Below are 15,758 nucleotides of genomic sequence, written 5' to 3' on the forward strand. Positions count from 1 at the left end.
CGCCTTATTTAAACTGTTTAAGGAAGCGCAAATCATTTTCGAAGAAAGCACGCAGATCGGTAACGCCGTAACGCAGCATAGTCAAACGTTCCATTCCCATACCAAAGGCAAAGCCAGAATAAACTTCAGGATCAATACCTACATTACGTAATACGTTCGGATGCACCATGCCACAACCTAATATTTCCAACCATTTGCCATTTTTCCCCATCACATCAACTTCTGCGGATGGCTCAGTAAATGGAAAATAAGACGGACGGAAACGAACTTGCATATTTTCTTCAAAGAAATTGTTCAAAAAATCATGTAGCGTACCTTTCAGATTGGTGAAGCTGATATTTTTATCAATAATCAACCCTTCTATCTGATGAAACATTGGCGAGTGTGTCTGATCATAATCATTTCGGTATACACGGCCAGGGGCAATAATACGGATCGGCGGCTGACGATCTTTCATTGTACGGATCTGAACCCCTGAGGTTTGTGTGCGCAGCAAACGCGTTGCATCAAACCAAAAAGTATCATGATCAGCACGAGCCGGATGATGCGAAGGAATATTCAGGGCATCAAAGTTATAATAGCTATCTTCAATTTCCGGGCCTGATTCAACAGAAAAGCCCAACTCACCAAAGAAAGTTTCGATTCGTTCAATCGTGCGAGTGACAGGATGTAATCCGCCATTTTCCATACGACGGCCAGGCAATGAAACATCGATTTTCTCTGCTGCCAAACGGGCATTCAAAACATTCGCTTCCAATTTGGCCTTACGTACATTCAAAGCTTCCTGGACTTCTTGCTTTGCCTGATTAATAACAGCCCCTGCTGCTGGACGTTCCTCGGCAGGCAAGTCACGCAGCGATGACATCTGGAGAGTTAAATGGCCTTTTTTTCCCAGGTATTCAACTCGCACCAAATCCAACGCGGCAACATCCTGGGCTTCTTCTACGGCTGCTTTTGCTTTTGCAACCAGCTCAGTAAGATGTGACATCGTTTTCCTCTTCCTTCGGCCAGATGGCCTTTTAGTTGTTATCGACTATACCCTCATCAATATTTGTATATCTCTTAATGAGGTCATAGAAATAAAAAAGCCTCCACACTGGAGGCTCAAGCGCTGTTTTTCGTTTCTTTTCTTACGCGCAAAGCCCCCTGATTTCAGGTGTTAAAGTAAAAAAAGAAACGAAAAAAGGCTAATTTCATCATTTTTATTCTCTCTCCTATACCCTTTTTAAGCTGGCTATTTTGTCTGACTAGCAAACTTGTAATAGTAAGCATATTTTTGAAAAAGTAAAAGAGGGAGCGTTGCTCCCTCTTTTAACCTGACTTATGCCAGAGCGCCCTTCGCTTTTTCAACCAGAGCAGCAAATGCTACTTTGTCGAATACAGCGATATCAGCCAGAATCTTACGGTCAATTTCAATCGAAGCCTTTTTCAGGCCGTTGATGAAACGGCTGTAAGACATGCCGTTCTGACGTGCAGCAGCGTTGATACGAGCAATCCACAGTTGACGGAATTGACGTTTACGCTGACGGCGGTCACGGTAAGCATACTGACCAGCTTTGATAACAGCCTGGAAAGCAACACGATAAACGCGCGAACGAGCACCGTAGTAACCTTTCGCTTGTTTCAAAATTTTCTTGTGACGTGCACGGGCAATAACACCACGTTTTACGCGAGCCATATACTTCTCCTATCGTCTCTGAGTTCTAATCTAAAAAATTGCTTATGCGTATGGCAGACAAGCAACAACCAGGCCCAGATCACCCTTGGAGACCATGCCTTTTGGACGTAAATGACGTTTACGTTTAGTTGATTTTTTAGTCAGAATGTGACGAAGGTTAGCGTGCTTACGCTTGAAACCGCCGCTTGCAGTTTTCTTAAAGCGTTTAGCTGCGCCGCGTACTGTTTTAATCTTTGGCATTTTAATATCCACTTCGCATTGTTAATTACAACGAACTAGTAAGGCGAACAGACTCCATCCAAATGGTTAGAGCCTATTACTTGTCTGCCTGACTATTTCTTCTTAGGAGCGAGCACCATGATCATCTGGCGGCCTTCGATCTTCGATGGGAAGGATTCGACTACAGCCAGTTCACTCAAATCGTCACGAATACGGTTAAGCATTTCGATACCAATCTGCTGATGCGCCATTTCACGTCCACGGAAACGCAGAGTGATTTTGGCTTTATCGCCATCTTCCAGAAAACGAACCAGGTTGCGTAGTTTGACCTGATAGTCGCCTTCATCTGTACCAGGACGGAATTTAATTTCCTTGACCTGAATAACCTTTTGTTTCTTTTTCTGTTCTTTGATTGACTTACTCTTCTCATAGAGGAACTTGCCGTAATCCATGACACGACAAACCGGCGGTTCGGCATTGGGACTGATTTCCACCAAATCAACACCAGCTTCCTCAGCTTTTTCAAGAGCTTCTCTCAGACTGACAATACCAATCTGTTCGCCATCTAACCCAGTTAAACGAACTTCAGAGGCGCGAATCTCTTCATTAATGCGATTTGGGCGCGCCGGTTGAATTCTTTTTCCGCCTTTAATACCTTATTCCTCCAATTGACGAAGATTACGACTGCGTATTTCTGCCAGCAATTTCTCTGTAAACTCGCTGACATCTATGCTACCTAAATCCTTACCTCGGCGGGTACGAACGGAAACTTTTCCTGACTCGACCTCTTTATCACCACAGACAAGCATATAAGGCACTCGACGCAGAGTGTGTTCGCGAATTTTAAAGCCAATCTTCTCGTTTCTCAAGTCTGCTTTTGCACGAATGCCTGCATCTTGAAGTTTTTTAACCAATTCCTGTACATAATCTGACTGACCATCCGTAATATTCATAACAACCACCTGTTGAGGCGCCAGCCATGTTGGGAAGAACCCTGCATACTCTTCTGTCAGAATACCGATGAATCGTTCAAGGGAACCAAGAACAGCACGGTGGATCATTACAGGAACCTTACGTTCATTATTTTCACCGACATATGACGCGCTCAAACGCGCTGGCAGTGAAAAATCAAGCTGCACAGTACCACATTGCCACGCACGATCCAAACAATCATATAAAGTAAATTCGATTTTAGGACCATAAAACGCACCTTCACCAGGCTGGTATTCAAACTCAATACCCTTCATTTTCAGTGCTTCTGCAAGATCAGCTTCTGCTTCATCCCACTGTTTTTCAGTACCGATGCGTTTTTCCGGGCGAGTCGATAGCTTAACAACAATCTTCTCAAAACCAAATGTAGCGTATACATCATAAATCATTTTGATGCAGTTACTGACTTCTTGCAGGATCTGCTCTTCAGTACAGAAAATATGGGCATCATCTTGAGTAAACCCACGAACACGCATCAAACCATGTAATGCGCCTGAAGGCTCATTACGATGGCAACTACCGAACTCAGCCATACGCAGAGGCAAATCACGGTAGGATTTTAACCCCTGGTTGAAAATTTGGACGTGGCCAGGGCAGTTCATCGGTTTTACGCAGTATTCACGGCTTTCCGATGATGTGGTGAACATATTTTCTTTATAGTTTTCCCAGTGCCCGGTTTTTTCCCACAGGATACGGTCCATCATGAACGGGCCTTTGACTTCCTGATATTGGTACTCTTTTAATTTGACACGAACAAAAGTTTCCAGTTCACGGAAAATAGTCCAACCATCATTATGCCAGAATGCCATACCCGGCGCTTCTTCCTGCATATGGTATAAATCAAGCTGCTTACCAATCTTACGATGATCACGTTTTGCAGCTTCTTCCAGACGCAACAAATAAGCGCTAAGCTGTTTTTTATCCGCCCAGGCAGTACCATAAATACGTTGCAACATTTTGTTATCGCTGTTGCCACGCCAATATGCACCTGCAACTTTCTGCAATTTGAAATGATGACAGAAACGCATGTTAGGTACGTGAGGCCCGCGACACATATCCACGTATTCTTCATGATGATACAGGCCTGGATGATCATCATGGCTGATGTTTTCATCCAAAATCTGGATCTTATACTCTTCACTACGAGCCGCAAAAGTATCACGAGCTTCCTGCCAAGTGACGCTTTTCTTGATAACATCATAGTCTTTCTTGGCAAGTTCCAACATGCGTTTTTCAAGCAGCTCAATATCTTCCTGCGTCAAAGAGCGATCCAAGTCGATATCGTAATAGAAACCGTTGTCAATCACAGGGCCAATGGCCATTTTTGTATTCGGCCACAGTTGTTTAATGGCATGCCCTAACAAATGAGCGCATGAATGACGGATGATTTCCAAACCTTCTTCATCTTTACTGGTGATGATAGAAAGAGTGGAATCAGTTTCAATTAATTCACATGCATCCACCAATTCGCTATTAACACGACCAGCAATACACGCTTTTGCCAAACCAGCTCCGATATCGCGAGCAATATCCATCACAGAGACAGCATGCTCAAATTGACGCTGACTACCGTCAGGAAGAGTAATTATAGGCATTTTAAATCCTTATCTACAGTGGTGACCCACACGAAAGGTCACTTGTATGAAATATTTTACCTTAAAGTTCAATACGTTAATTGCGGGCACTTGCTGCACCATGCAAGTTATGTACATAGTTAAGTACACAAAATTACAAACGACTCATGTACACCGCCTTAACTCGGAAGGGGATGTTATCACCCATATCATTTAGCAACAAATAAAAAGAACAACATAAGTATTGTCATTCTATTAACACATTTCTTTTCGCCAAATAAAGCAGCAAATTTTGTTATGATTTCTCTATTTCAACCCTTGAACATTAATTATCCAACTTATGTTTAGCTAATTCCGTATTTATTTTTTTTATACGTCTCGGAGAGACACTCAAAGTTAAAAAACAAATGCCTAACAATTCTAAGATGATAATAAGGCATATCATCGCTACAAACTCCAAACTGGAGATATTTTGATTATCAATATATAGGGTTTTAAAAACGATGAAAATCATTAAAGCAAAAATAATGATAGACATTAACTTCTCAATCCAATAAGTTATCACATAAGAAACGTCAATTTTTATCTTTGCAAGATCTGCATTCACTACCACATATCTTTTCAATCTTCTAATATCGAATATATAACCTGATTCAATACCGAATGCAGCGAGCTTTATGACCAAGTGTCTGAGTTCCTTTGATTTAATCCTGGTTACTTTAAACATAATCTCAGAAGTAATAATGTCTTTGATATATTTTTTATCTTCCTGACTCAGATATTCATCATATTTTTCAAGATAATCAATATTGTTTGTGAGCCTCCTGTTTCTCAAGAAATTTAAACTGCTATAGAAATTTTTAAGCATTACCCAAATTCCGCCAAGAAATGCAGTCAAAGCAGATAATATTGATGCTATCGCAGAGTAGTTCCTTATTGACCAATCAAGTAAATCATCAAACATACATTCACCATTATAGTTTAATCAAATAACTATAGTATGAACGTCATATTCAAATTTTCCTCTTTCATGTTATTTTTTACTGACAGCATTCAATCTGGTGACATGGAGCTATATCTATGTAAAAAAACGACTCAAAACATGCCAAAAATCACACTATTCTAGGGCGCGATAAGCATTCTTCACTTTCCATAAATAACGAGGTGCTTGCGGTGCAGGGTGATTATTCTGAACATAGTGATAAAATTCGTTCGGCGTCATTCGGTTAATTTTATTAATCGCCAGAGTACGATTGGAATCAAATGTCCGCAATAAGGCCCCTGCACCATTAACATAGGCGACTATTGTCGCATAATATAAAGTTTCAGGATGGATAATCCCTTCCAAGTGCTGCTTTTTCAAAATACTGATATAAGCAGTGCCAAGATCAATATTAGTTTCAGGATCTTTCAACTCTCGCATCGTCGGTTGCCCCGATTTTCCTTTCAATCGATAGGCATCCCGCCCCGCTGTAGAGGCCTTAATCTGCATCAATCCAACCGCATTAGATCTACTGATAACTTCTGGACGGAAACCGGATTCCACCTGGATAATTGCCTTGATCAAAGTTTCATCCACACCATAACGCTTTGCAGCTTGCTCAATAAACCCATCAAATGGCGTTGTTCTGGTTCGACTTGTCAATTTACCAGAACCCAAAGCAACATTATTGCCACTGAATATTCCTTTAGGCGATGGACTATGATTCTTTACTTGATGGGATTCCTGACTGGTACATCCCGTTAACAATATTGCCAGAAAAATATGAACATGAATAAAATTTAATCTCACGAAAATTCTCCTGAACTAAAATTAACCTCATAAAGCATATATAACTTTATAAATAAAATAAAAATATTTTTATATATCTCATCAAAATAAATTGAAGCAGTTATATTCAATAAACTTCAAAACACTAGACAAAGTGCTGTTTTTTTGTTCGCATAGTAATTCTAAAAACAGGAAGAAAATTCAGGAAAGTCTGCAAAATTATCATCCATATGACAACGTCGCCTTGACTTTACAAAGATGATACTGATAATCATTATCAATAATTACAGGCATAAAAAATAAGGATTACACTAATGAACAAAAAATATTCGCTCTCTGTACTCCCGATACTCAGTATAGCCGTTGCTCTCTTCTCGATCCTTCTATTCAGCCAGCAAGCCCATGCTGATAAAAAATTCAGGGTCGTTACTACATTTACCATTATTCAAGATATGGCTCAAAATATCGCAGGAGATGTAGCGATTGTAGAGTCAATCACAAAACCGGGAGCAGAAATTCACGATTATCAACCCACCCCAAAAGATATTATGAAAGCAAAACGGGCAGATTTAATCCTCTGGAATGGCCTGAATCTTGAACGTTGGTTTGAACGCTTTTTCGAAAATATGCAGGATATTCCTGTTGCCGTCATTACCGAAGGCATTACACCCCTTCCAATCCGTGAAGGACCTTACAATCAAAATCCCAACCCACATGCCTGGATGTCTCCGAATAATGCGTTAATTTACATTGAAAATATTCGCAAGGTCTTAGTCAAACACGATCCAGCTAATGCAGACACTTACAATCGCAATGCAAAGATCTATACCGATAAGATAGCTAAACTGGATGCACCACTCAGAGAGCGCCTGTCTCGTATTCCCGAAAATAAGCGTTGGTTAGTCACCAGTGAAGGCGCTTTTAGCTATCTCGCCCAGGATTATGGTTTCAAAGAAGTCTATTTATGGCCGATTAATGCTGAAGCCCAGGGTACACCACAGCAAGTTCGCCGTGTCATTGATACTATGATGAAACATAATATCCCCGTTATCTTCAGTGAAAGTACTGTTTCAGATAAGCCAGCAAAACAAGTCAGTAAAGAGACCGGTGCTCATTATGGCGGAGTGCTTTACGTTGACTCTCTTTCTACATCAAAAGGCCCAGTGCCGACTTATATTGACCTACTGAATACAACAGTAGACACCATAGCAAAAGGATTTAATCAATGAGAAACACATCGTCACTATTTGAACATCCACATTTATTGGTTAATAACGCTACTGTTACTTACAACAATGGGCACACCGCAATCTACGATGCCTGTTTTGATATTAAAGGCGGCACGATTTGTGCTTTAGTCGGTATGAACGGTAGTGGAAAATCCACATTGTTTAAAACCATTATGGGATTAGTGACACCGTCTCAAGGAAAAGTGACTCTCAATGCCCAATCCATTAAAACAGCATTAAAACAAAATATCATCGCATACGTTCCACAAACCGAAGATGTTGACTGGAATTTTCCGGTTCTGGTTTCGGATGTTGTGATGATGGGGCGCTATGGAAAAATGGGGTTCCTACGCAGGCCCAGTAAAATCGACCATCAAATCGTGAACAATTCACTTGAGCGTGTCGGGCTGATTGAACTACGCGACCGCCAAATTGGTGAGCTTTCCGGCGGACAGAAAAAACGGGCATTTCTGGCACGGGCACTCGCTCAAGAAGGAAAGGTTCTGCTACTAGATGAACCTTTTACCGGAGTAGATGTTAAGACAGAAAACGCTATTATCGATTTACTCCGTGATTTACGTGATGAAGGGCACTTAATCTTAGTATCAACACATAACCTCGGTAGTGTTCCCGAATTTTGCGACCACGTTATTTTGATTAATCGAACAGTCCTGGCCAGCGGCCCAACTGAAACAACATTCACTCAGAAGAATCTGGAAATGACATTTGGCGGTGTCTTACGCCATATCAATCTTTCTGGGCCCGAACTCCATGATGATGACGACCCACGCTCCCTCACTGTCATTACCGATGACGAACGTGCCGCCGTATTTTATGGTCATGACCATCATGTCCCCCCACGACAAAATCAAAAACAGAAGGACAGTCAGCCATGATGGAATTGTTGTTACAACCATTTAATTATAACTACATGGTTAAGGCTATGTGGGTAAGTGCTATTGTCGGTGCTGTCTGTGCTTTTTTATCAGCCTATTTAATGTTGAAAGGTTGGTCGTTGATGGGTGATGCTCTCTCCCATTCTGTTGTACCCGGCGTTGCCGGTGCATATGCTCTTGGTTTACCTTATGCTGGAGGCGCTTTTTTTACCGGTATGCTTGCAGCATTATCAATGACACTTGTCCGTCACATCACACGATTACGTGAAGATGCAGTGATTGGTTTTATCTTTTCCACTTTTTTTGCCGCCGGGTTATTGATCGTTTCTTTAAACCCGACTTCTGTCAATGTGCAGACGATTATTCTCGGCAATATTCTGGGTATTGCTGATGAAGATGTTTTACAAGTAGAAATTATTATTGCCGTCTCCTTCGTGATCCTGATGCTGCTCTGGAAAGATCTGCTGGTCGTTTTCTTTGATGAAGTCTATGCCCGATCTATTGGCTTATCACCACTACGCCTGAAAATTATTTTCTTTACCTTATTAAGTGCCTGTACTGTTGCTGCCTTACAAACAGTAGGAGCCATTCTGGTTATTGCTATGGTAGTCACGCCCGGAGCAACGGCCTATTTGCTGACAGATCGTTTTAAATACCTACTCATCATTTCAGTTGCTATTGGCTCACTAACAAGTTGTGCAGGCGCTTACATAAGCTATTTCCTCAATGGTGCAACCGGCGGTGTGATTGTCACAATACAAACTCTGATTTTCTTATTGGCTTTCTTTTTTGCACCTAAGCATGGCATGTTAGCTTCCCGCAGACGAGCCAGAAAAGAATCTCAAGCATTAACTCAAGGAGGACATCCATGAGTACACTAATTGAACTCATCACGGAACCCTTTCTGCATGATTTCATGCAACGCGCTATTTTGGCGGCTATCGTTGTGGGTACAGTCTGCGCAGTACTGTCATGTTATTTAGTGTTAAAAGGCTGGTCATTGATGGGAGATGCCATCTCTCACGCTGTTTTACCGGGTATCGTTCTGGCATTTGTCGCAGGTATACCACTTGCGATCGGCGCTTTCCTGTCAGGAATATTCTGTGCATTCGCCACCGGATATCTGAAAGAGCACAGTAGGATCAAAGAAGATACCGTTATGGGTGTTGTATTTTCTGGCATGTTTGCATTTGGTCTAGTACTTTTTACCCGTATAGATACGGAACAACATCTGACTCATATTCTGTTTGGCAGTATACTCGGAATTACCGAAAATGAATTGATCCAAACACTCTGCATTGCAGGATTCACGCTGGCAGTTGTACTGCTGAAACGCAAAGACTTCATGCTCTATTGCTTCGACCCCAATCAAGCAAAAGTGGTTGGCCTGCCAGTAAAACTGCTCCACTATGGCTTGTTGTCCCTTTTAGCTCTAACCATTGTCGCTTCATTACAGGCTGTCGGTATTATTCTGGTCATTGCTATGCTGATTTCCCCTGGCATTATTGCTTTTATTCTCTGCCGGAGTTTTGATCGAATGTTGATTGTTGCCATAATAGCATCTGTTTTATCAAGTGTTTTAGGCACAATAATCAGTTTCCATATTGATGGTGAAACAGGACCATGCATTGTTATCATTCAGGCTATTTTCTTCACATTTGCCGTTATTTATGACCAAATAAAATTAGCTAGAAAGAAAACACATAGAAAGTTGACCAAGGACATATTCTCTCCATCATTATGAGTCTTCAATAAAATCAAATTAAAGGGCTATATCTGATTTAAATATAGCCCTGTCAATGGCATTTAAATTCCTTTTTAATCTGTTCAATCGTTGGTTCTGTATGTAATATGAGCATAGTAATTGTCAACTTAATGAGGTGAGTCATGTGGCAAACTGTTAGCCGTCTATTAAATGAACATTTTGGTGAGGCAGAAATCCGTCATCAAACGGAGTTATCAGGAGGTGACATTCACCGCTCGTGGTCCATTGAGTATGGTGAACAACATATCTTTGTTAAATCCAACACGAAAGAGATGTTGACTGTTTTTAAAACAGAGGCAGAACAGTTGGAATTATTAGCGCGTAGTAAAACAACACGCATACCTGAAGTTTACGGTGTTGGGCATGATCGTAGTCATAGTTTTCTTATACTGGAATACCTTCCTATAAAACCATTTGATGCTCACAACGCGTATTGCTTCGGCCAACAACTTGCCAGACTGCATCAATGGAATGAACAACCGAAATTCGGTTTTGATTTTGACAATATGCTTGGGACTACAATACAGCCTAATGGGTGGCAAAAACGCTGGAATCAATTTTACGCAGAAAAGCGTATTGGCTGGCAATTACAACTTGCAACAGACAAGGGAATGGTATTCGGGAATATCGATTCCATTGTCCAAAAAATCAGTGATAAACTGCATTCTCATCAACCTGAACCCTCTCTATTGCATGGTGATTTATGGCCAACAAATTGTGCATCATTAAACAACAATTGCGCCGTAGCATTTGATCCTGCATGTTATTGGGGAGATCGTGAATGCGACCTTGCTATGCTCCCTTTCTATCCTGAATTGCCTCTGCAAGTTCTTGACGGTTATCAAAGTGTTTGGCCATTACCGTCAGGCTTTATTGAACGACAACCACTTTATCAACTCTATTATTTACTGAATCGCTGTAACCTTTTTGGTGGCGATAATTTTATTGCTGCGCAAACCATAATCGATAATATATTATCTGAATAATCATTCTGGCTATCTACAGAATAAAGGAAAATTTATTTTTTCAAATATAATCCAATGGTTAAAGTTATTAATTAGATTTTATTTAGTTATTGTTTTTTATAAAAATGCAAATAAAAATAAAGCAATTAAATAAATAATAAAAATTAATCACATCAGTTAAATTTTATTATTCCAAATTTACGAGTATTATGTCTATCCGATATCAGAGTGCTATTTCAAGCAGTTCTCCGTTCTATTTTTGGATATACCAATAAGCTGCGGAGTTAACTACTCTCGCAGCTATCTTATATATTACCAACCTAATAATTTCAATAAAAAATAGGCGATTGCGCCGATAATAATGGGTGATATATAAAGAATGAATATTTGGCTGAATAATGAATGGCGTGGAAATTTGATTTTAGATTCCAACTGTTCCTTAGTTACATCGCTCTCTTTAGCTTTCTCAAAGATCATATGATCTTCAATTTGTTCCTTAATGAATTTGAATTGGCGGTATATCCTCAAACCAGATGCACTCATTGCCAAGCCAACAAACATCAGAAAATAGATAATCAAAAAACTGACATTTGCCCCTGTGATCATTGCCATATAGTCTGGAGTTGGAGAGTGCTTCCAAAAAAAATCCAAAAATGGTGTGTTGAATTTGATCATTTCAGCCATCATTCTCAAAAAATCATTCAATACTGCATTAATACCCTCACCTTTAACCTCATGTTGCCATATCAGGTTAACCACTGAAACTAAAGTTGACAGAAAAGCGGGGACAAAAATAATCCAACCCAACAGCCGCTTAGCAATAGCAACATGTCTTGCTTGTTGATACGTCATTAATACTCCTCATGAGCATATACCCAATAGATTTCAAGCCATAACGCGACAGTAAGTGAACGAATCTCCAGAAGCATAGATAGCTATTCTAGACAAAAATCAGTTAAATATTAGTGTTATGTGTTAATAAATAAAAGATTTTTATTGTATACCCCTATTCAACTTATACAAAACCCTCTATACTAGTGCGCACTGTATACATAAACAGCAATATATACCAATATAACAAACAATTCAGTATAAATAATTATGACAGCAGAAGGGCATCTTCTCTTTTCAGTTGCCAGCCTTGTATTGGCTCATCAGCTAGAAATTACTCCAGAAATAGCACAGGGGGATTGGTTGCATATGCTTCCTGGTGTACTTTTGGCTTCTTTATTACCTGATATTGATCATCCACATTCAACGTTAGGCAGGTTATTCCGTTTTATTTCCATTCCTATTGCACGACTTTGTGGACATCGTGGATTTACACATAGCCTATTAGCACTCGTTGCTGGCATTATTCTCTTTCAGACCAAAATGCCTGCTGACTGGCCCATACCAACTGACTTTTTCCATGCCATGATAGTAGGTTATATCAGCCATTTGGTTGCAGATATGCTTACGCCAGCAGGCATCCCTCTCTTATGGCCACTAAAAATGCGTTTCCGAATACCTATATTAAGGGGAAAAGAGCGCAAAAAAGCGGAACGATTTATAGCCGTTTTGCTTGTAGTGATTGCTATTTTCATTCCACAATACATTGACTTATCGTTTATGCACTATTTAGACAAACTACCATTCGATAAGCTGCCTCTTGATAAGTTAAATATCGATAAATTACAAAATCTATATAAGTAATTGAGTTTATTTTTGGTGAAACCATAACCCCATCTTTTCAATGGAGTTAACTTAAAACATAAGTATTTCTTTTTTATTTTTACTAGTCACTTTCATCTTCGGTGTCGCTATTTTGTTAGTTATGGACTCCTATTATGATGTAATGATATGAAATATATTCATTATATAATTCCATAAAACTCATATATCATTGGGTAAATTCCTGCATATTGTTACCAAACCTAAACAAGGTGCAAATAAATTGCATAAGAATATATAACTAATTGCACTAGATAGTGATAAATAATTATATTATATTCCTTTTAATTATAAGAAAGCCAATTCTTATATTGATATCATGTATAGTTAATAGAATATATGGTGCAACTTCTTGTTATAACCTGAAGTAAGCATATCCCATACAAAAAAATCATATTAGTCAGAATATTGGAGACTGGGGATGAATTTACCACTCATTATTAATGTGCTGATTTTCGCAGCACTACTCGTCGTATTCGCTAAAACGAGTTCAGATCAATGGAGCCTATCCAAGAAAGTCCTTATGGCTCTGATTATAGGCGTTTTTTTCGGATTGGCATTAAATGTGATTTATGGTGCACACAATCCTGTTGTGAAAGAATCAATTAAGTGGTTCAACATCGTCGGTAATGGTTACGTACAATTGTTACAGATGGTCATTATGCCATTGGTTTTTGCCTCTATACTGAGTGCAGTTGCACGCCTGCATAAGGCGTCTTCTTTAGGCAAAATCAGCTTCCTGACTATCGGTACTCTACTGCTCACTACCGCCATTTCCGCTTTAATTGCTATTGTTATCGCCAATATGTTTGGCTTGACCTCTGCTGGATTAATCCAAGGCACGCAAGAAACTGCGCGTCTGTCGGCGATTGAAGCAAACTATATTAATCGAGTATCAGACCTGAGTATACCGCAATTAATCCTCTCTTTTATTCCTAAAAATCCATTTGCAGATCTCACAGGAGCAAGTCCAACTTCAATTATCAGTGTAGTAATTTTTGCAACATTCCTGGGAATTGCAGCATTACAAATGATAAAAGATGACCGCGAGCGTGGTGAACGAGCGCTTGTTGCTATCGATACTATGCAGGCATGGGCAATGAAACTTGTCAGACTGGTTATGCGCCTCACTCCATACGGTGTAATGGCATTAATGACTAAAGTTGTTGCCAGCTCCAATATTCACGATATCGCACAATTAGGTAATTTTGTTGTTGCTTCCTATGTCGCTTTAGCTCTCATGTTTGTTGTACACGGTGTTCTTCTGGCATTGACCGGCATTAACCCACTGAAGTTCTTCAAAAAAGCAGGTCCTGTACTGACATTTGCCTTTACCAGCCGTTCGAGCGCTGCAAGCATTCCATTAAATGTTGAGACACAAAGCCGTCGTCTTGGTGTTCCGGAATCTATAGCCAGTTTTTCTGCTTCATTCGGAGCAACTATCGGTCAAAATGGCTGTGCCGGTATTTATCCTGCAATGTTAGCAGTCATGGTTGCTCCAACTGTTGGCGTTGATCCTCTTGACCCTCTATGGATCGCAACTCTCATTGGTATCGTGACAGTCAGCTCTGCTGGTGTAGCTGGTGTGGGTGGTGGTGCTACATTTGCTGCGCTTATTGTTCTGCCTGCAATGGGATTACCTGTTACTTTAGTCGCTCTGTTGATCTCTGTTGAACCTCTTATTGATATGGGCCGCACAGCATTAAACGTCAACGGAGCAATGGCAGCTGGCACAATTACCAGCCAATTAATGGGTAAGACTGATAAAAAAACATTCGAACAAGATGAAGTAATATTACGTCAATCTTAATCAAGATCAATTCATTCCTCTCTTCCCTCATCTTTGTATCTCAGTACAAAGGTGAGGTTCAAAATCTTATCCCCTTCTTTTTCCTCCATCCAAACTTTCTCAGTTCAGTTCCATTTCTTTCTGACAAACAGCATCAAAAAAGCCGGAGTTCAATCTGAATCCCGGCTTTTACTTTAATTAATTTTAAAGCTCTCATCTAAAAATCAGAGAAAAACGTTACTTTAAATACTCCCCGCTACGCAGAGCTTCAATACGTTTATCTAATGGAGGATGAGATAAAAACAGCTCGCTGAAACTTTTAGACTTACCATTAATACAAAACGCCATCATGCTGCCTTCTTCCTGAGGCTCATAACTGGTTTTGAGACGTTGTAACGCAGCAATCATTTTTTCACGTCCGACAAGTTTCGCTGACCCTGCATCTGCGTGAAATTCACGGTAACGAGAGAACCACATTGTAATGATGCTTGCCAGAATACCAAATACAATCTCCAGAACCATAGAAAGGATCATATAAACAATAGGGTTACCGTTACTGCTGCTTTCGCTCTCATCATCGCTGCTGGACAGGAAACTTGCAGCCGCTTGTGCGATGATACGAGAAATAAAGATAACGAATGTGTTTACAATCCCTTGCAATAACGTCATTGTTACCATGTCACCATTAGCAATGTGGCTAATCTCATGAGCAATTACAGCTTCCGCTTCATCACGACTCATGTTATTCAGTAGTCCAGTACTAACAGCAACCAAAGAAGCATTACGGCGAGCTCCTGTCGCAAATGCGTTAATATCAGGTGCATCATAAATGGCAACCTGTGGCATGGTAATACCAACCTGATCAGACTGGCGACGGACAGTTTCCATCAGCCAAAATTCCATTTCGTTAGACGGCTTTTCAATAACTTGCCCACCAACAGAACGTAATGCCATCCATTTCGACATTAACAAAGAAATAAATGCACCACCAAAACCAAACAACCCAGCCATTATCATGAGACCAGCTACACTACTTCGCTGAACTCCTGTGAGTGAAAGTATTATCCCAAACACTACCATAACAGCCAGGTTAGTGAGCAGGAACAAAGCAATTCGCATCATATAAATTGGCTTCCTATAATAATCAAACAGTTCAACTAAAAGTAAAT

General features: G+C 40.1%; 16 protein-coding genes and 1 other annotated feature. Of the genes, 7 read left to right on the top strand and 9 right to left on the bottom strand.

Annotated features, from left to right (window positions below):
* Positions 1–4 precede the first annotated feature (4 nt).
* The 7 genes from pheS to Xind_RS01540 all read right to left on the bottom strand — a co-directional run bounded on the left by pheS (position 5) and on the right by Xind_RS01540 (position 6,253).
* Positions 5–988 carry a phenylalanine--tRNA ligase subunit alpha gene (pheS, locus tag Xind_RS01510; protein WP_047680198.1) on the bottom strand — a complete coding sequence of 328 codons (984 nt, stop codon included), beginning with the start codon at positions 986–988 and terminating at the stop codon, positions 5–7.
* Between the two features lie 90 nt (positions 989–1,078).
* Positions 1,079–1,203 (bottom strand) — a sequence feature (Phe leader region).
* A gap of 118 nt (positions 1,204–1,321) precedes the next feature.
* Positions 1,322–1,678: a 50S ribosomal protein L20 gene (gene rplT / locus Xind_RS01515; protein WP_010847342.1), complete on the bottom strand. Its 357-nt coding sequence runs from the start codon at positions 1,676–1,678 to the stop codon at positions 1,322–1,324.
* Between the two features lie 42 nt (positions 1,679–1,720).
* On the bottom strand, positions 1,721–1,918 hold the full coding sequence (gene rpmI, locus Xind_RS01520; RefSeq protein WP_006118955.1) for a 50S ribosomal protein L35: 198 nt from the start codon (positions 1,916–1,918) through the stop codon (positions 1,721–1,723).
* A 92-nt stretch (positions 1,919–2,010) separates the two neighbouring features.
* Positions 2,011–2,550, bottom strand: coding sequence for a translation initiation factor IF-3 (gene infC, locus Xind_RS01525; RefSeq protein WP_072032493.1), 540 nt, complete (start codon positions 2,548–2,550; stop codon positions 2,011–2,013).
* 3 nt (positions 2,551–2,553) lie between these two features.
* Positions 2,554–4,482: a threonine--tRNA ligase gene (gene thrS, locus Xind_RS01530; protein ID WP_187649315.1), complete on the bottom strand. Its 1,929-nt coding sequence runs from the start codon at positions 4,480–4,482 to the stop codon at positions 2,554–2,556.
* Between the two features lie 304 nt (positions 4,483–4,786).
* Positions 4,787–5,425: a hypothetical protein gene (locus Xind_RS01535; RefSeq protein ID WP_187649316.1), complete on the bottom strand. Its 639-nt coding sequence runs from the start codon at positions 5,423–5,425 to the stop codon at positions 4,787–4,789.
* Positions 5,426–5,578: 153 nt separating this feature from the next.
* Entirely contained in the window at positions 5,579–6,253 is a 675-nt protein-coding gene (locus Xind_RS01540; protein ID WP_369793134.1) for a transglycosylase SLT domain-containing protein, read from the bottom strand.
* A gap of 293 nt (positions 6,254–6,546) precedes the next feature.
* On the opposite strand from Xind_RS01540, the gene Xind_RS01545 reads away from it, so the two are divergent.
* The 5 genes from Xind_RS01545 (at position 6,547) to Xind_RS01565 (ending at position 11,108) form a co-directional block, all read left to right on the top strand.
* Positions 6,547–7,461 (top strand): metal ABC transporter substrate-binding protein, encoded by a 915-nt coding sequence (locus tag Xind_RS01545; protein ID WP_187649317.1) that lies wholly within the window; start codon positions 6,547–6,549, stop codon positions 7,459–7,461.
* Positions 7,458–8,357 carry a manganese/iron ABC transporter ATP-binding protein gene (locus tag Xind_RS01550; protein WP_047680213.1) on the top strand — a complete coding sequence of 300 codons (900 nt, stop codon included), beginning with the start codon at positions 7,458–7,460 and terminating at the stop codon, positions 8,355–8,357. The genes Xind_RS01545 and Xind_RS01550 overlap by 4 nt, the downstream gene beginning before the upstream one ends.
* Positions 8,354–9,229: a metal ABC transporter permease gene (locus tag Xind_RS01555; RefSeq protein WP_047680215.1), complete on the top strand. Its 876-nt coding sequence runs from the start codon at positions 8,354–8,356 to the stop codon at positions 9,227–9,229. Before Xind_RS01550 ends, Xind_RS01555 begins: the two co-directional genes overlap by 4 nt.
* Entirely contained in the window at positions 9,226–10,101 is an 876-nt protein-coding gene (locus Xind_RS01560; RefSeq protein ID WP_047680217.1) for a metal ABC transporter permease, read from the top strand. The genes Xind_RS01555 and Xind_RS01560 overlap by 4 nt, the downstream gene beginning before the upstream one ends.
* Before the next feature lie 143 nt (positions 10,102–10,244).
* A complete protein-coding gene (locus Xind_RS01565) occupies positions 10,245–11,108 on the top strand; it encodes a fructosamine kinase family protein (protein ID WP_187649318.1) in 864 nt (287 codons plus the stop codon).
* A 291-nt stretch (positions 11,109–11,399) separates the two neighbouring features.
* Here Xind_RS01565 and Xind_RS01570 read toward each other — a convergent pair whose 3' ends face one another.
* Positions 11,400–11,939, bottom strand: a complete 540-nt coding sequence (locus tag Xind_RS01570; protein ID WP_187649319.1) for a YniB family protein — start codon at positions 11,937–11,939, stop codon at positions 11,400–11,402.
* Between the two features lie 249 nt (positions 11,940–12,188).
* On the opposite strand from Xind_RS01570, the gene Xind_RS01575 reads away from it, so the two are divergent.
* Together Xind_RS01575 and Xind_RS01580 are read left to right on the top strand one after the other, a co-directional pair.
* Positions 12,189–12,782: a metal-dependent hydrolase gene (locus Xind_RS01575; RefSeq protein WP_047680223.1), complete on the top strand. Its 594-nt coding sequence runs from the start codon at positions 12,189–12,191 to the stop codon at positions 12,780–12,782.
* 439 nt (positions 12,783–13,221) lie between these two features.
* Entirely contained in the window at positions 13,222–14,610 is a 1,389-nt protein-coding gene (locus tag Xind_RS01580; protein WP_047680226.1) for an L-cystine transporter, read from the top strand.
* Positions 14,611–14,826: 216 nt separating this feature from the next.
* On the opposite strand, the gene htpX is transcribed toward Xind_RS01580, so the two are convergent.
* Positions 14,827–15,711: a protease HtpX gene (htpX, locus tag Xind_RS01585; protein ID WP_047680228.1), complete on the bottom strand. Its 885-nt coding sequence runs from the start codon at positions 15,709–15,711 to the stop codon at positions 14,827–14,829.
* Between the last annotated feature and the right edge of the window lie 47 nt (positions 15,712–15,758).

The organism is Xenorhabdus indica (assembly GCF_014467235.1).
In the GTDB taxonomy this organism is placed as follows: Bacteria; Pseudomonadota; Gammaproteobacteria; order Enterobacterales; family Enterobacteriaceae; genus Xenorhabdus; species Xenorhabdus indica.